This is a genomic window from Dermacoccus barathri, assembly GCF_015070805.1.
Lineage (GTDB): Bacteria > Actinomycetota > Actinomycetes > Actinomycetales > Dermatophilaceae > Dermacoccus > Dermacoccus abyssi.
The window spans coordinates 484787-500322 of record NZ_JADCTK010000003.1 but is presented as its reverse complement, the minus strand read 5'-3'; the positions used below and the strand labels follow the sequence as shown (position 1 = coordinate 500322).

The 15536-nt window shown below is 68.1% G+C and carries 15 protein-coding genes and 1 rRNA gene; 5 read left to right on the top strand and 11 right to left on the bottom strand.

Translation table 11 applies throughout. The features are described 5' to 3' along the window. Positions 1-92, top strand: a 5S ribosomal RNA gene (gene rrf, locus IM689_RS08110); the annotation flags it as partial. Positions 93-363: 271 nt separating this feature from the next. Here the strand turns inward: rrf and IM689_RS08105 are convergent. After that, positions 364-1410, bottom strand: a complete 1047-nt coding sequence (locus tag IM689_RS08105) for a LacI family DNA-binding transcriptional regulator (RefSeq protein WP_193643581.1) — start codon at positions 1408-1410, stop codon at positions 364-366. A 195-nt stretch (positions 1411-1605) separates the two neighbouring features. Between IM689_RS08105 and IM689_RS08100 the strand changes: the two genes are divergently transcribed. Beyond that, a complete protein-coding gene (locus IM689_RS08100) occupies positions 1606-3366 on the top strand; it encodes a long-chain-acyl-CoA synthetase (RefSeq protein WP_319803837.1) in 1761 nt (586 codons plus the stop codon). On the opposite strand, the gene IM689_RS08095 is transcribed toward IM689_RS08100, so the two are convergent. The 4 genes from IM689_RS08095 to IM689_RS08080 form a co-directional block, all read right to left on the bottom strand. Beyond that, a complete protein-coding gene (locus IM689_RS08095; protein WP_193643580.1) occupies positions 3357-4952 on the bottom strand; it encodes a fatty acyl-CoA synthetase in 1596 nt (531 codons plus the stop codon). The genes IM689_RS08100 and IM689_RS08095 overlap by 10 nt on opposite strands. A gap of 80 nt (positions 4953-5032) precedes the next feature. Beyond that, positions 5033-5707, bottom strand: a complete 675-nt coding sequence (gene leuE / locus IM689_RS08090; RefSeq protein WP_193643579.1) for a leucine efflux protein LeuE — start codon at positions 5705-5707, stop codon at positions 5033-5035. Next, positions 5704-6210 (bottom strand): acyl-CoA thioesterase, encoded by a 507-nt coding sequence (locus IM689_RS08085; RefSeq protein WP_193643578.1) that lies wholly within the window; start codon positions 6208-6210, stop codon positions 5704-5706. Before IM689_RS08085 ends, leuE begins: the two co-directional genes overlap by 4 nt. 50 nt (positions 6211-6260) lie before the next feature. Next, positions 6261-7100 carry a histidine phosphatase family protein gene (locus IM689_RS08080; protein WP_193643577.1) on the bottom strand — a complete coding sequence of 280 codons (840 nt, stop codon included), beginning with the start codon at positions 7098-7100 and terminating at the stop codon, positions 6261-6263. Positions 7101-7148: 48 nt separating this feature from the next. Between IM689_RS08080 and IM689_RS08075 the strand changes: the two genes are divergently transcribed. Both IM689_RS08075 and IM689_RS08070 read left to right on the top strand, forming a co-directional pair. Then, on the top strand, positions 7149-8042 hold the full coding sequence (locus IM689_RS08075) for an alpha/beta fold hydrolase (RefSeq protein WP_193643576.1): 894 nt from the start codon (positions 7149-7151) through the stop codon (positions 8040-8042). A gap of 106 nt (positions 8043-8148) precedes the next feature. Beyond that, positions 8149-8637 carry a hypothetical protein gene (locus tag IM689_RS08070; protein ID WP_193643575.1) on the top strand — a complete coding sequence of 163 codons (489 nt, stop codon included), beginning with the start codon at positions 8149-8151 and terminating at the stop codon, positions 8635-8637. Between the two features lie 90 nt (positions 8638-8727). On the opposite strand, the gene IM689_RS14895 is transcribed toward IM689_RS08070, so the two are convergent. Further along, complete coding sequence (locus IM689_RS14895; protein WP_193643574.1) at positions 8728-9465, bottom strand: transglycosylase family protein; 738 nt, start codon at positions 9463-9465, stop codon at positions 8728-8730. Positions 9466-9752: 287 nt separating this feature from the next. Between IM689_RS14895 and IM689_RS08060 the strand changes: the two genes are divergently transcribed. After that, a complete protein-coding gene (locus tag IM689_RS08060; RefSeq protein WP_193643573.1) occupies positions 9753-10469 on the top strand; it encodes a response regulator transcription factor in 717 nt (238 codons plus the stop codon). Between the two features lie 10 nt (positions 10470-10479). Here the strand turns inward: IM689_RS08060 and IM689_RS14890 are convergent, their stop codons facing one another. From IM689_RS14890 to IM689_RS08035, 5 genes are all read right to left on the bottom strand, one after another. After that, the gene (locus IM689_RS14890; RefSeq protein ID WP_193643572.1) at positions 10480-10848 is read right to left on the bottom strand and encodes a transglycosylase family protein; all 369 of its coding nucleotides are present in this window, start codon (positions 10846-10848) and stop codon (positions 10480-10482) included. Positions 10849-11056: 208 nt separating this feature from the next. Then, entirely contained in the window at positions 11057-11701 is a 645-nt protein-coding gene (locus IM689_RS08050; protein ID WP_193643571.1) for a hypothetical protein, read from the bottom strand. Positions 11702-11818: 117 nt separating this feature from the next. Continuing rightward, positions 11819-13075, bottom strand: coding sequence for a fatty acid desaturase family protein (locus IM689_RS08045; RefSeq protein WP_193643570.1), 1257 nt, complete (start codon positions 13073-13075; stop codon positions 11819-11821). 14 nt (positions 13076-13089) lie between these two features. Further along, on the bottom strand, positions 13090-14172 hold the full coding sequence (locus tag IM689_RS08040) for a ferredoxin reductase (RefSeq protein ID WP_047312557.1): 1083 nt from the start codon (positions 14170-14172) through the stop codon (positions 13090-13092). A gap of 88 nt (positions 14173-14260) precedes the next feature. Then, positions 14261-15463 carry a hypothetical protein gene (locus IM689_RS08035; protein ID WP_193643569.1) on the bottom strand — a complete coding sequence of 401 codons (1203 nt, stop codon included), beginning with the start codon at positions 15461-15463 and terminating at the stop codon, positions 14261-14263. Between the last annotated feature and the right edge of the window lie 73 nt (positions 15464-15536).

The window sequence follows — 15536 nt, the reverse complement described above, 5'->3', positions numbered from 1 at the left end:
CGCCCGGTCACATTCCGAACCCGGAAGCTAAGCCCTTCAGCGCCGATGGTACTGCACTCGCCAGGGTGTGGGAGAGTAGGACACCGCCGGACTCCTTCAAAAAAGAGAAGGCCCTGAACCAAGACAAGACGTGTCGTGTTCAGTGTTCCTCGAAGCCCCCGATAAATGGGTTGGCTCGGAACACACACCGCATGACCAGTCAGGTTCAGGGCCTTCCGCATACCCAAAGACAAGTCCTCAACCCGTATGGCGGCGAGAACATCTCCCGTCGCCTTGCTTAGCTCGAGAAGTGGGTATCAGAAAGGCCCCCGTCGCCGACGGGGGCCTTTGCTGCGTTCCGGAGGGGGGAGCGTCAAGCAGATGTCACGCGTGGGCGTGCTGCGGGGGAGCGTCCGTCGACGTGCCCTGGACGAGAGTGAACGAATGCTCACGGTTCTCCCGCGTACCTGCCAGAGCGGATGTCACCGTGTCCGCAATAGTGCGGCCCTTCTCCTGGCCACGCTGGTCGATCGTGGTGAGGGTGCCCACCAGCCACGGAAGGTCGATGCCGTCGAAGCCGGCCACACTGATGTCGGCTCGTGTGGAGAGTCCGTGTGCGCCGATGCTTCGGATCGCTCCGACGGCCATGAGGTCGGACTGCGCCGCGGTAGCTGTGACGGAATGACTGTCGGAGAACAGCCGTTCGCTGGCTTCGTAGCCGCCCTCGATGGAACTCTCGCCCGCCGTGATGACGAGGGCGTCGGGGAACACCTCGAGGAAGCCGGCAGTGCGATCGAGCGCCTCGGGGTTCATGACGTCCCCCTGAGCGTCCGGCTTGGGGCCGGGAAGCTGGATGAGTGCGACGTCACGATGCCCGAGGTCGTAGAGGTGCTGTGCGATCGCCCGAGCGGCTCCGCGCTCGTCCATGCGGAGGCGCAGGACGTCGTCTGCCTCGGGGTAACCGGTGCCCACGAGCGGGATGCGACGGTGAAGCAGATGCTCGAGGAGGGCGGAGGAGTTATACCCGCCGAGCGGGAAGACGACGGCGTCGAGGGGGATACCTGCTGTGCGCCGCACGAGCTCGTCCTGGTCCGCGCCCTGTGGCGGCATGAGCAGGATGCCGGCGGAGTTCTGCCCGAGGTGCTGAGCCAGACCGTCGAGGATGCTGACAGCTAAGGGGTCGCTGAAGGAGTTCATCAGACGTCCCTCGGCGAAGACGCCGATGATGCCCGAGCGTCCCTGTCGCAGTGACGACGCGAGGGGGTTGGGCCCCCCGTAGTCGAGGTCGGCCGCGTCCTTCAGCACACGCTCGCGCGTGGGCTCGGCCACGGGACGCTTACCGCTGAACACGAGCGAAGCCGTCGAGATGGCGACACCTGCGCGATCGGCGACATCTTTGAGCGTGTATCGAGGCTCGAGAGGGGCTGGCATACTCACGTTTCTTCAGGTTGGGAGCGGTGCTTCGCCCAGACGGACGTTCGGCAAGCGCATGTGTAGGGCTGATCGTCCTCTGCAGTACCCGGCTATGGCAATTTCCATGAAGTTCGAGTACGCCGCTGCTTTGTTACTTCCGCGTAGGTAGGGTTTAGGCCAGACCCCGACTCGAGGAACCAGGAAGTGATTTGCGTGTCGACGCGTCGCCGAGTGACGGTGCTGGACATGGCCCGCGGGATGGCCCGCATGACGCCCGAGCTGGGGCAGGTAGCTCGCAACGCCCCTGGTCTGCTCGTGCGGCGGCCGACGACGAAGTCCTCCATCGGTGCCGTCTTCCAGGATATTGCGGGCAAGCAGCCCGAGCGCACCTTCGTCATCGCCGACGAGGGCCGCCTCACCTACGGCGAGGCCAACGAACGCGTCAACCGGTACGCGTCTGTGCTGCGCGACGCCGGGGTGAAGCGCGGGGACGTCGTGGGGCTGCTCTCCCACAACTCCATCGACATGCTGCTCGTCATGCTCGCGACGGTGAAGCTCGGCGCGGTGAGCGGCCTGCTCAACTACAACCAGCGCGGGGACGTACTCGACCACAGCCTCGGCATTCTCGACGCCCGCGTCGTCGTCCTCGAGGAGTCGCTGCGCGAGAGCCTCGAGACCGCCCCCTCCGCGGGGCAGCAGAACGTCATGACGCTCGACGAGATGCGCGCCGCCGCCGATGCTGCGCCCGCACCAGCGGCGCACAACCCGTCCGAGTGCGCCGAGACGCGTGGCCACGAGAAGGCCTACTACATCTTCACGTCGGGCACGACGGGCATGCCCAAGGCCTCGATCATGAGCCACCACCGCTGGCTCAAGTCCTACTCCGGTCTCGGCGGTCTCGGCGTGCGCCTGCGACCGGACGACACGCTCTACTGCTGCCTCCCGCTGTACCACAACAACGCCGTGACGGTCGCGCTCGGTGCGGTGCTCAACGGCGGCGCGTCCATGGCCATTGCGGGCAAGTTCTCGGTCTCGAACTTCTGGGACGACATCGTCCGCTTCGACGCGAGCTCGTTCGTCTACATCGGTGAACTGTGCCGCTACCTGCTCGGCCAGCCCGAGCGTCCGAGCGAGCGTCAGCACCGCGTGCGTGTCATCGTCGGCAACGGTCTGCGCACCGACATCTGGCGCGAGTTCCAGGAACGGTTCGGCATCGAGCGCATCGCCGAGTTCTACGGCGCCAGCGAGTGCAACATCGCGTTCATCAACGCCTACAACCTCGACGAGACCGCCGGCACGTGCCCGCTGCCGCACAAGGTCGTCCGCTACGACCCGGACACCGGCGACGCGCTGCGCAACGCGAAGGGCCGCCTCGAGCAGGTCAAGACCGGCGAAGCCGGCCTCCTACTCGCCAAGGTGACCTCCGGCCAGCCGTTCGACGGTTACACCGACGAGGGTGAGACCGAGAAGAAGCTGCTGCGTGACGGCTTCCGCAAGGGTGACTGCTGGTTTGTCACCGGCGACCTCGTGCGCCGTCAGGGCTTCCAACACGTGGCCTTCGTCGACCGCCTCGGCGACACCTTCCGCTGGAAGGGTGAGAACGTCGCGACGACCGAGGTCGAGGCTGCGCTCGAGCGCCTCCCGCAGGTGCAGGACTGTGTCGTCTACGGCGTCGAGGTTCCGGGGAGCGACGGCCGTGCGGGCATGGCTGCCGTCGTCCTGCGCGAGGACTTCCACTCCAGTGACGTGGCCGGCCGCCTCGCCGAGATGCTGCCCAAGTACGCCGTGCCGCTGTTCGTGCGTGAGGTCGAGTCGCTCGAGCAGACGTCGACGTTCAAGTCGCGCAAGGTCGAACTGCGCGACGCGGGCTACGCCGGTGCGGGCGACGACCGCGTCTGGGTGCTGACGAAGGAGGGCTACGTGCCGTTCTACGAGGGCTACCCCGAGGACGTCGCCGGCGCGCGTCAGCCCTGAGGCACGTCCAGCGCCTGCGCCTGGGCGTGCTCCTGACGCAGGTCACGCTTGAGGATCTTGCCGCTCGCGTTCTTCGGTAGCGCATCGACGATGACGATGACGGTCGGGGTCTTGAAGCCCGCCAGCCGTTCGCGGCAGTAGGCGCGCAACTCCTCGACCGTCACGTCGTGGCCCTCCTTGGGTGTGACGGCAGCAGCGACGGTCTCGATCCACGTCGCGTGCGGCACACCGAACACCGCGACCTCCGCGACGGCCGGGTGGGTGTAGATGGCTTCCTCGACCTCGCGGCTCGCGACGTTCTCGCCGCCGGTCTTGATCATGTCCTTCTTGCGGTCGACGATCGTGATGTAGCCCTCGTCGTCACGCGTGCCGAGATCGCCCGAGTGAAACCAGTCGCCCTCGAAGGCTGCGGCCGTCTTCTCCTCGTCGTTCCAGTATCCCCACGTCGCGTGCGGGCTGCGGTGGACGATCTCGCCCACCACTCCGGGGGCCACGTCGTCGCCGGCGTCGTCGATCAGGCGCGTCTCGACGTAGATCGCCGCACGACCGGCGGATCCCGGCTTGCGCAGTTGGTCCTCCGGGCCGAGGACGAGGGCGAGTGCACTCATCTCCGTCTGGCCGTAGAAATTGAACAGGTCGATGTTCGGCAGCCGCTTGCTCAGCTCCTTGACGATCTCAACCGGCATGATCGATGCGCCGTAGTACCCACGCTTGAGCGACGACAGGTCACGCGTGTCGAAATCTGGGTGACGCAGGAGCGAGATCCAGACGGTCGGCGGGCAGAACAGGCTCGTGGCGCCGTGCCGCTCGATCGCCTCGAGCAACGCGCCCGGCTCCGGGCCGTCGAGGACGACGTTCGTCGCGCCGAGGGAGGCGTACGGCGTCAGCATGCAGTGCTGTGCGGCCACGTGGAAGAGCGGCAACGCGTGCAGGGCGACGTCGTCACGCGAGAAGCGCCCTTCGACGATGCAGCTCACGTACTGCGCAAGCAGGCTGCGGCTCGTCATGATCGTGCCCTTGGGGCGCGATTCGGTGCCGCTCGTGTACATGAGCTGCAGCGGGTCGTCGTCGGCAATGTCGACGACGGGTTCGCTCGTGTCCTCGTGGGCGAGCAGCGTGTCGCTCGCCTCCCAACCCTCGGGAACCGCGGCGCCGATGACGACGCGTAGGCCGATGTCGGTGCTCGCCTTGCCCATGGCGCGCTCCGCCGTCCGCACGAGAGCGTCCTCGACGATGAGGCCGCGGGCGCCCGAGTGCTCGAGGATGTAGGCGACCTCGTCGGCGTTGAGCATGAAGTTGACCGGAACGCAGATGGCGCCGAGCTTGGCGAGCGCGAACGTCACGACGACGAACCCGGCGTTGTTGTGCGACAGCAGGGCGACGCGCTGGCCCTTCGTCACACCGCGTTCGGCCAAGGCGTTCGCGCACTCGTTGACACGCTCGTTCAGCTCGGCGTAGGTGTAGCTCGTGTCGCGGTGGACGAGCGCGAGCTTGTTCGGCTCACGCGCAGCGCTGCGCCGCAGCACGTCTCCGAGGGCGTTACGACGGGCGGTGGCGACGGACTCGGACACGGCGGCGCTGAACATGGCGGACCTCTCCACGGGGACGTGACCCGAGTCACATTACCGAGCGGCCTCGCCGTGCGGGCACCCACGCCGCAACCGTCTCAGAACGAGGCGGAGGCCAGCTTGATGGCGAAGAGGCAGAAGGCCGTTCCGGCGACGAGGTGAGCGCCGATCGCCAGGCCCGGGCGGCCGCTCGCGCGGTGACCCAGCCGCGCACTCACCGCGATGACGGTGGCGAGGTAGGCGGCGCTGATGCACTGCATGATGACGGCCAGCACGCCGAAGTTGCTCCACAGGTGCGGATCGTCGGGGTGGACGAACTGCACGAAGAACGCCGCGAAGAAAAGGATCGCCTTGGGGTTGAGCAGGCTGGTCGCGAGCGAACGGCGGAACGGGGAGTAGCGCGCGTCGTGCATCGTGAGCGTCGTCTCCGTCGGCTCTGCTCCTGTCGCCGCGGCAGAAGGGCGAGCTTCGCGGCGCAGGGCGATGCCCTGGCGGATGAGACCGAAACCCAGCCACGCGAGGTAGGCGCCACCTGCGAGCGTCAGGAGGCGGAAGAAGACCGACCCGCCGGCCAGCAGCGTGCCGGCGCCGAGCACTCCCAGCATCATGAGCACGCCGTCACCGATGAAGACGCCGAGAGCGGCACGCCATCCCGCGGCGCGGGAAACCTTTGCGGCCGTCGTCGCGACGAAGAGGGAGTTCGGGCCGGGCAGCAGGACGATGAGAACCGCCCCGAGCGTGAACTGTGCGAGCTGCGTCAGGGTGAGCGTCATGGACGCTCGAGCGACGCCTCGCCGGCGCCCAACTCCTGAATGGCCGAACGGCGTGTGAGGCGGTGCTCGCGACGCAGTTCGGCTGCGCGGTAGCGGCGGCGGTCCGCGTCGGTCTCCGGCACGAGTTCGGGCACGGTGCGCGGCGCTCCGTTCTCGTCGACCGCCACCATGACGAGGAAGGCCGTGGCGACGTGGACGGGTGCGGTGAGCTCGTCCCAGCGTGTCGTCTCGACGCGCACGCCCACCTCGACGGAGGTGCGGCCCGCCCAGTTGACCTGCGCCTTTACGGTAAGGAGATCACCGACGCGAACCGGCGCGAGGAACACCATCTCGTCCATCGCGGCCGTCACGGCGGGACCGCCGCTGAACCGGGCCGCCGTGGAGCCGGCGGCCTCGTCGACGAACTTCATGACGTTGCCGCCGTGCACCGTTCCGAGAAGATTCGTCTGCTGCGTCCCCATCATCTGGGTGAGCTGGAGCTGGGTCGTCGACGGTGCGGTCATGCCGCCATTGTCGCGCACCCGAACCGGGGCTCGGACAGGGCGTTCACCGCTCAGCGGTTCGTCACGAGATCCGGGCCGTCGAGGTGGGTGAACTCGTTGAACGTGAGCACGTGTGGGCCGTGACGGTCGATCGTGATGCGGGTGACGCCGGTGTTGACCGCCGCGAGGGTGAACTGCTTCCACGCGTCGAGGCTGTCGGCCGCGGCGAGGTGCGCCATCGTCCAGCACACCGGACCCGCCGACGTCACGACGACGACGTGCTCTTCGGTGCCGTCGACGATCGAGCCGAGAGCATCGTTGATGCGCGTCGCGAACTCGGTGAAGCTCTCCGGGTAGTCGTGGTCGAAGTCGCCGCTGCTCCAGCGGTCGACGGCCTTGGCGAAGGTGTCCTCGAAGGCGATGCGGGGGCGCAGCGTGCGCACCATGTCGGCCTTGAGCACGAGCATGTTCTTGTACGCTGGCTTGTAGGCCGTGAGCAGTGCGCGGTGGTCGAGCTCGTTCCACCGCTCGTCGAGGCGCCGACGAAGAACGGGCGGGGCGTGCGTGACGCTGATGTCGGCACCGAGGTCGGGAACGTCCGTCGTGGCGGACTTGGCCCTGTCGGCTTTGTCCTTCTTGGTCTTGTCAGCCTTGGCCGATGCTTCGGCCGTCTCGGTGTCGTCCGTGACGTCGGTGAGCGTCCACCCTGCGCCGGCGGCGATCTCCGCGAGCGTCTGGCGATGTCTCTTCATGGATCCGCTCACGAGCAGGGACGGCGTGATGCCGCGGCGGGCGAAGTCCTTGCCGAGCAGGTAGGCCTGCTCGTGCCCGGCCTCGGAGAGGTTGTCGTAGTCGGACTTGCCGAACGACGCCTGCCCGTGGCGCACGAGCCACAACGAACGCGTTTCCATGACCCAATCTTGTCTCATGCCATGTGACTCGTCGGTAGTGTTCGGCGAGTGAAGCTGGAATGGGCGCCCGGAGAGCACGTCGAGGTCACGTTCACCCCCGCCGAGGACGAGGCCGCACCGCTGCTCGTCGTCTGGCCGGCGTTCGGAACGCCCGCTCGCTTCTACCGTCATCTGGCGCCGGCGCTTGCCGCCGCGGGCCTGGCGAACGTCGTTGTCGAGTACCCGGGCCGGGAGACTCCGCGCGGCGTCGGGCGTCATTCCTCGTACGGGTACGACGCGCTCGCGACGAAGGTTCACGAAGCAGTGATGACGTACGCGCACCGGGAGCGCCCCGAGGCACCCGTCTACATCCTCGGTCATAGCCTGGGTGCCCACATCGCACTGTTCGCAGCGGCGATGCACGCCGGCGACGACGCCACCCGGGCCGGCTTCTCGCCGCGTGGCCTCGCCCTGGTCGCGACGGGCAGCCCCTACTGGCGAGGCTTCGAGCGCAACGGGTTTCTGCGCTCCTACCTGGGCACGGGTTTCATGGCGTTCGTGGCGCGCACCGTGGGGTACTGGCCCGGCGACCGACTCAAGTTCTGGGGGCGCCAGTCGGGCGTTCTCGTCGCGGATTGGGCCCGGCTGGCCCGAACGGGGCACGTGCGGCCCAAGGGCGCCGAGCGCAGCTACGACGATGCCCTCGCCGCCTACACCGGTGACGTGCTGGCCATCTCGTTGCCCGAGGACCCACTCGCGCCTGTCACGGCGCTCGAGGAATTGTTGAAACTCGTGCCGCGAGCCCGGGTGACGCGCCGTCACGCCGCCATCCGCGTTGGGCACATCCAATGGGTGCGCCGCCATGAGGAGATCGTCGGACTCATCGCCGAGTGGGTGCACACCCAGGAAGCCGAGCAGAGTCCGAACGCTCGGGCAACGACGGGCGTCGACGCGCAGGCCTGAACCGCGTCGCCCGATCCGCCATTCGCGCGGTCTTGTCCTCGCCGGAGTCAAGGGATTCGAACGACCCGTGCTCGATACGATCGCGTCAGAAGGGGCGTGGTCAGAAATGGAATTCAGACTCGAAGAGCGGTGGTTCGTCATCTCGGATCCGGGCGGCGAGCCGTGGGCTCTCATCCGGCAACTCCCGAACAGCAACATCGAGCGCTACCTGCCCGGGGGTGGTGTGTGGGTGCCTCGTCAGGAGATGGCCGATTACCTGTTCGGTGAGCCCGGAGCGCGCCAGGTACTGCCGGAGAACTGGGAACTCGCGAAGAAGATTCCCACGCTGGTCGTCGGTGTGGATCCCGACGCCGAGCCGAGCGAGAGCCTCACGCCGGCGCCGCAGTCGAACCTCGCCCCCGAGTTCGTCGACGAGCGCGGGAGCGCGACCTCAGGTGGGAAGGTCCATCCGAACGCGCAGTCGCTCGGTGAGATGGAGTCGGGGCCGCAGTCCGCGGACGAGGGCGGATTCAGCGAGGAGTACATGCGTGTCATCAGTGGGGACATGACGCACGAGGAGTACACCGAGTGGTACGAGTCGACGCGTCGAGACTGACGCGCGTCCCCGCCTGACGCGGCAGGTCCCGCCGACCCGCGTCTTGCCCTCGGGGGCGAGCAGGTGCGAGCCGGCGGGGGCCGGTGAACGTCAGGCAGCGGCCTGAGCCGGGGCGTGAACTGCCTTCGGCGGCAGCGTGTTCGACGCCTTCTTCGCCGGCTTGGGCGCGTTCGGCTTCGCGTGGTGCTTGCCACCGTGCGCGTGCGGCGCGTGCTTGTTCGCGTCCTTGCCGTGCGGCTTCGCAGCCTTCTTCGCGGGGGCGTGGGCGTGCTTGGCCCCCGGCTTCTGGGCCTTCGGGGCGTGCGGCTTCGCGGCCTTGCCCGTTTGCGTCGTCGGCGAAGTGGACGACGTGGAGGAGGCCGCGGTCGTGCCCGTGGTCGCAGCGGTCGATGCGCTGGAGGCCGCAGCGGTGTTCGCGCTCGCGGTCGTGCTCGTCGACGACGTGGCCGGTGCGCTGGTCATGCTCGACCAGCAACTGCTGCTCGCGGCCCAGGGCGAGGTGCCCATCTGCGCGTAGAGCTCCTGAGCCGCAGCGTCCTGCACGGAGGCAGGCGCCGACGCGGCCGTCGAGTAGCCGGACGCGGCCGAGAGGCTGCGCCACGTCGAGTCGAGGAATTGGTAGGCGCCGGACGCGCCGCTCGAGGCGTTCACGGCCTGGTAGTTGCCGCCGCTCTCGCAGTACTTGATCTTGGCGAGCGTGGAACTCGCGGACGACGTGGTGGCGGCGTTCGCGGTGCCGGCGAGGCCGGCTCCGGTTGCACCGAGCAGGGCGATACCACCGGCGACCGTCATGGCTCGAACTCGCATGGGCTTCTTCATGGGGGACATCTGGTGTTCCTTTCATCGGTTGACGTCATCAACCGTGACGAGGCTTCGTTGCCCCCGCCTGACGTCCGGATGTCCCCGCCGACACGCTGTGTGCCTTCTGTGAGCAGCCGCGAGGCAGCGGGAGTGTGGCCGAAGTGGAGATGAAACCCGTTGATCCGCAGTGAGTTACGTGGGGAGGGCGCCGTCCGAGTGACGCCTTCGCAGCCCCGCCTCGCCGCCCGACGGCGCCCCTCAGCGCGGCGACCGTTCTTATCGAACTCAAAGCCGTGCTCCCTACGTTCTGCGGCATGAAAGCACTCATCGTGGACGAAGGCGGCCGTGTGGCCGAACGACTGCATCCAGCCCTCGAGCAGGAGGGGTACGTCGTCGAGTCGGCGCAGGCGCGGGGCGAGGCGTTGTGGCTGGCGGGCGAGTCCGACGTCGACGTGGTCGTCGTCTGCTCCTCACGCCCGGGAGTTCACGACGTGCCCACGATTGCGGCGCTGCGCGAGGAGGGCGAGAGCGCGCCGATTCTCGTCATGGCTCGCCGCGGCAGCAGCAACGAGACGGTCGCGGCCCTCGATTCCGGCGCCGACGATGTCGTCGTCTCACCCGTGCCATTCGCGGAGGTGGCGGCACGCCTGCGGGCTCTGACGCGCCGCCCGCCAACGCTCCTGCCGGACGACCTCACCCTGGGCGACCTTCGCCTCGATCGCGCGGCACGCTGTGCCGTCCGCGAGGACAAGGGTGAGCCCGTGACGATCGCGCTGTCGGCGCGTGAGTTCGCCCTGCTCGAACTCCTCATGCGTCATCCCGGCCAGGTCATCTCGCGCGCTCGGATCGCCGATCACGTATGGGGCGCGGGCCACGAAGCCGGTTCCAACGTCGTCGACCAGGTCGTCAGTCACCTGCGTGCGAAGCTCGACCGTCCCTTCGGGCGCCGCGACATCGTGACGGTGCGTGGCGCGGGATACCGCATGACGAACGGCGCCCAACCCGCATCGGGGATGAGCGCCGCATCGTGAAGCGAGGGCTTTACTTGGCCCAACAGCTGCTGCTGGCAGCCCAGGGCGAGGTGCCCATCTCGTTGTAGAGCTCGAGAGCAGCGGCGTCCTGCACCGAGGCCGGCGCGAACTTGGCCCGGGAGTACCCGGCCGAGGCGTCGAGGCTCTGCCACGTGGTGTCGAGGAACTGGTAGGCGCCCGAGGCGGTGCTCGTCGGGTTCTGTGCCTGGTAGTTGTTGGAGCTCTCGCAGAACTTGATGGCGTCAAGCGTCGGCTTGGTCTGGCTCCACGTAGCGGCGTTCGCGCCGCTCGCGAGACTTATGCCCGCCGTGCCGAGGAGGGCAAGGCCTCCGGCGACTCCGGCTGCGCGCTGACGAAGGTTTCGGCTCGAGTGGAACATGGGTCACCTCTCGTGTCGACGATGGGGGTGGGAGGGCACGTTCGCCCTCCCGGCTGATCTTCCTTCCTAACAAGGGCGCGGGGCGTGACGCAAAGGCAACCGCTACCCGAACAGCCACCACACCCCGTGAGAACCCCGCCCTGGCGCGGCAAACACAAAGTGGCGCCCGGCCGAAGCCGGACGCCACTTGCTCGCGTGGAGCGATCGATCAGCGCATCGCGCGACGGCGGCGTGCGACGAGGACGACGCTGGCACCTGCGATGAGCGCTGCCGCGGAGCCCGTGGCGGTCAGGGCGGTGGCGTTGGACGACTGCGTGACGACGCGGTCGGTCTGGACAATGGGGCCGGCGGCCGGCGGGGCCGTCTCGGCGGGCTGCGACGGGGTGGCGCCGGGCACGCTCGGCATCTCCCCTTCCATGCCGATGAGCTTGGTGAACCAGGCCTCCCACTCGGCTTCGGAAGCGTCCATGGAGGGCAGAGCCGGCAGACCGAACATCTTCGCGACCTTGTTCGCCCACGCCTCGAACTCGGCGTCGGAGGCGTTCATGGCGGGCAGGGCCGGCAGGCCGAACATCTTCACGACAGCGTTGACGAAGGCGTAAGCCTCGGCCTCGGTGGCGTCGGCGCCCGGGAAGGCCGGCAGACCCATGGTCTTGGCGGCCTGAGTCAGCCACGCCTCGATCTCGGCGTCCGTGGCGTTCTCATCCGGGAACGGGGGAAGCTTCGTGGCGGCCTGGGCGACGGCCGGAGGCACCGTGGGCGTCGGCGTCGGAGCAGCGACGGCGGGGGCGGCGAAGGAGAGGGCGGCAGCAGCGGTGCCGAGCCCCGCGATCGCACGGGTCTTGAGGGACATGGAGTCAACTTTCGTCGGGCCCATATCGTTCCGATCGGAGCATGCGGGCGTGATACAGGTCATTATGCGGTACGCCACAGGAATCGTGCGATTCCTGTGGCGCGCCGATCGGGGAAATCAGGCAGCCCGGTAGGCGGCCCACTCCTCGCGGGTCGGCACGGCGAGCACGCAGATGTTCTTCCACGTCGAACCGAGCTGACGGCCGAAGCGTCCGGTGTTGTAGGGAAGCCCGTAGCGTCGGCAGATGTCGCGCACCTTCGGGGCCACCTCGATGTAGCGGTTGCTCGGCAGGTCCGGGAAGAGGTGGTGCTCGATCTGGTGGCTGAGGTTGCCGGTGAGGGTGTGGAAGACGCGGGTGCCGTCGATGTTGGCCGAGCCGAGCATCTGACGCACGTACCAGTCACCGCGCGTCTCTCCGTCGATCATCTCCTCCTCGAAGGTGTCGACACCGTCGGGGAAGTGCCCGCAGAAGATGACCGAGTGCGCCCACACGTTGCGCAGCGCGTTGGCGGCCACCGTGCCCCCGAGGGCACGTGCGGCGATCGACGCGAACCGTGCGGGGCGTCCGAACGCCTTGCCGACGACGGCGCCGACCGCTGCTGCCGCGAGCGGCGTCGCGATGTAGTCCTTGAGCACCATGCCGACGGCCTTGTCGCGCAGGTCGCGCATGTCGGACATCATCTGCTCGCGGGTCTTGTACCCGGCCTTGTACTGATCCCATTCGATGTCGTAGCTCGCGATGCCCCACTCGAACGTGGGCGCGAGCAGCGCGTTGACGAGCGGGTTGAAGACGTCGCGCGGCTTCCATGGCTGGTCGTCGGAGACACGCAGGATGTTGTAGCCCACGTCGCGGTCCTTGCCGATGACGTTGGTCCACGTGTGGTGCAGGTCGTTGTGCGTGTGTTGCCAGCCCTTGGCCGGCGCCACGAAATCCCACTCCCACGTCGTGGAGTGGATGTCGGGGTCGCGCATCCAATCCCACTGCCCGTGCAGGATGTTGTGCCCGAGTTCCATGTTGTCGAGCACCTTGCCGAGCGCGATGAGCCCGACGCCCGCGCTCCACGCGATGCGGCTGCGCGCACCGGTCATGGCCACTCGGCCGGCGAGCTCTGTGACGCGCTGGATCTTGACCATCTTCTTGATGTAGGCCGCGTCCTTGGCGCCGCGCTGGGCGAGAACCTCGTCACGGATGGCGTCGAGTTCGGCGCCCAGGCGCTCGACGTCCTCGTCGGACAGGTGCGCCGCCGTCGGCGGGCGGACGGCGACGTGGCCGCTCGTGGGCAGAACGCCGGTACGACGTTCGGGGTTCGCCGCGGCGCGACCCGTCTTGCGGTCGAACGCCCCGGCCTTGGGCTGGGTGGTCGTGGCAGTCATGACAACTCCTGAACTTACGCGTCGAGGTGCACAGGCCCAACGGCTGCGCTGATGCAGGTCTGGATGAGTTCACCTTCGTCGGAACACAGTTCGCCCGAAGCAAGGTTACGGACGGTGCCGCTGACGAGCGGCGTGAGGCACGTGCGGCAGATGCCCATGCGGCACCCGGAGGGAAGCAGGACGCCGGCGTCCTCGCCGACCTCGAGGAGGGAGGTGTTGCCCTCCGCAGTGGCTTCCTTATCGGACTTCTCGAACGTGACGAGCCCGCCGCGCGCGTTGGGGTCGGCGAACAGCGTCGGCATGAAGCGCTCGACCGTGAGCTCGTGCGGCAACTCTTCGGTGTGCCAGAGCTTCTCGGCGTCGTCGAGCATGGCTTGCGGGCCGCAGACAAACGTCTTGCGGGAGCGCCAGTCAGGGCACAGCTCGTCGAGCTCGTGCGTCGTCGCGAGATCGAGACGCCCCTCGTGTGCGGTGAAGCGGTGCACGAGCGTCAGGCTGTGGTGCTCGTCGTTCATGCGCTTCAACTCGTCGAGGAACAGCGTCTCGTCCGGCGTGCGTGAGGAGTGAACGACGACGACGTCCGCGTCGTGCCGCTTCGGCAGCAGGGTGCGCAGCATCGACATGACGGGCGTGAGGCCACTGCCGGCCGTCAGCATGAGGAGCGGACGCGGGCCGCTGGGCAGAAGGAAGTCGCCCTGCGGCGGCGCGAGGAAGAGCACATCACCGCGCTTCGTCGTGCGGACGAGGTGCGTCGACACGCGACCCACCGCGGTGACGGTGATGGCCGGGTCGTGGCCCTCGGCCGTGACGAGGGAGTAGGAGCGCCAGTTACGGGCACCGTCGATCTCGACGCCGATGCGCGCGTATTGACCGGCCTTGTGCGGATCCCAGCCGCCGCCCGGCTTGAACTCGATGGTGGCGGAGTTCGGCGTCTCGTGACGCACGGCCGTGACGACGCCGCGCAGCTGGCGGCTCGAGACGAGCGGGTTGAACAACCGCGCGAACTCCTGCGGCGGCACCGGCGAGGTGAAGACCTCGGCGGCACGCCAAGCGGCCCGCCGGAAGCGGGCAGGCTGCTGCGAAGCCGAAGGAGTCACTGACCCATTGTCCAGTACGTCAGGATCAAATTCCTCCGAGGAGGGGGTAAAACGCACTGGGCTTTTCGTCCCTTGAGGACAACCGGGGTCAGCGTCCGGTGCGTGCTCGCCACTCGCGCCGCGTCTCACCGGGCCGAGGCAGGTCATCGGAGGAAGCGTCGGTTTCACCCTCGCTTGCACTGTCGTGGCTCTCCGAGAAGCCCGACTCAGGACCCGCAGGGGCATCGGTCGGCAGCGTCGCGCTCGACGCGCTCTGACCCTCGACGGTTTCGGGAGCCTCGGGGTCGACCTCGAATTCGGGCACCTCACGGCGGGCATCGAACTCGTCCTCGGGGGAGGCGGGGTCGCGGGTGTCACGTGAGACGCCTGCCAGCGGGCGGGAACCCGCCTCGGTGTCACCGCCCTTCCAGGCGCGGTGTTCCTCGTCGGTGCGCACGACGCCGTCCTCGCCGAGCACGAGGCCCTCGGGCAGGTCTTCGTCAGCAGGCGGCAGGTCGGAGGGAATCTCGGGCTCTTCGTCGCGGAAGGTGGGGCCGACTCGCTCGTCGGGTGCCTGGTAGCTCGAGGTGTCTGCGACGCCGAACGGCGGGAACCCCGCGAGCAGTTCGACCTGACCCACGACGACGGACCCCGGCGTCGGGGCGCCTTCGAGAGGCAGCGGGGTGCACAGGTCGACCTCACCGCACACCGTGGCGATTCGCGAGACGAGGAACTCGTGGCCCGTCAGGGAGTTCTTCTGCACCTCGGCGAACTGGACGGTGCCGCTCAACGTGGCGAGCGCGTCATCCGCGTTGTCGCTCGGGAGGAAGGTCTCGATCTCCATCGTGGGCGGCCACGCGAGCCCGAACTGCTTGACCTCGGCGGGCGGTTCGCCCTCGAAGCCGGGTAGTGCGCTGCGGGGCGAGTCGAAGAAGTCCTCGGCCGTCGGGAAGAACTCGGTGTCGATACCCATGGCCACGAGCGCCACACGTCCGACGGGCGCCCAGCCGACGGTGTAGCGGTTGTTGGGCACAACCGTGAACGGGTCGAGCTCGAAGCCCGAGACATCGGTGAAGACGACCTGCGCGAGCCCGTTCTCCATCGGCGTGATGCCGCGGTACGGCGTGCGAACAGGCGTTGAGAAGCCGGGGCGCGCGTACTGCGCGTTGCGGTCGAGGAACAGCGTTGCGCCGCTGGAGTCGACCCAGAGGTTGGTGCTCGACAGCTCGTGCACCGGCTCGCCCTTCTCACGGACGATGCTCGCCAACGACGAAGGGTCGGTGAAACCGATGCACGCGACTGTGGAACTCATGGTCCAAAGGTAGGCGAGCGCCGTGCCCGGTGCCACCTATCGAGGGGCGATCAGTCGAGTCGCAGGGCGCGCC

Bases quoted from the DNA above. Each gene is read 5' to 3' on its own strand.
- IM689_RS08035 (WP_193643569.1), bottom strand. From the start codon at position 15,463: ATGAGTTCCACAGTCGCGTGCATCGGTTTCACCGACCCTTCGTCGTTG.
- IM689_RS08060 (WP_193643573.1), top strand. From the start codon at position 9,753: ATGAAAGCACTCATCGTGGACGAAGGCGGCCGTGTGGCCGAACGACTG.
- IM689_RS08070 (WP_193643575.1), top strand. From the start codon at position 8,149: ATGGAATTCAGACTCGAAGAGCGGTGGTTCGTCATCTCGGATCCGGGC.
- IM689_RS08105 (WP_193643581.1), bottom strand. From the start codon at position 1,410: ATGCCAGCCCCTCTCGAGCCTCGATACACGCTCAAAGATGTCGCCGAT.
- IM689_RS14890 (WP_193643572.1), bottom strand. From the start codon at position 10,848: ATGTTCCACTCGAGCCGAAACCTTCGTCAGCGCGCAGCCGGAGTCGCC.
- leuE (WP_193643579.1), bottom strand. From the start codon at position 5,707: ATGACGCTCACCCTGACGCAGCTCGCACAGTTCACGCTCGGGGCGGTT.
- IM689_RS08080 (WP_193643577.1), bottom strand. From the start codon at position 7,100: ATGGAAACGCGTTCGTTGTGGCTCGTGCGCCACGGGCAGGCGTCGTTC.
- IM689_RS14895 (WP_193643574.1), bottom strand. From the start codon at position 9,465: ATGTCCCCCATGAAGAAGCCCATGCGAGTTCGAGCCATGACGGTCGCC.
- IM689_RS08045 (WP_193643570.1), bottom strand. From the start codon at position 13,075: ATGACTGCCACGACCACCCAGCCCAAGGCCGGGGCGTTCGACCGCAAG.
- IM689_RS08095 (WP_193643580.1), bottom strand. From the start codon at position 4,952: ATGTTCAGCGCCGCCGTGTCCGAGTCCGTCGCCACCGCCCGTCGTAAC.
- IM689_RS08085 (WP_193643578.1), bottom strand. From the start codon at position 6,210: ATGACCGCACCGTCGACGACCCAGCTCCAGCTCACCCAGATGATGGGG.
- IM689_RS08050 (WP_193643571.1), bottom strand. From the start codon at position 11,701: ATGTCCCTCAAGACCCGTGCGATCGCGGGGCTCGGCACCGCTGCTGCC.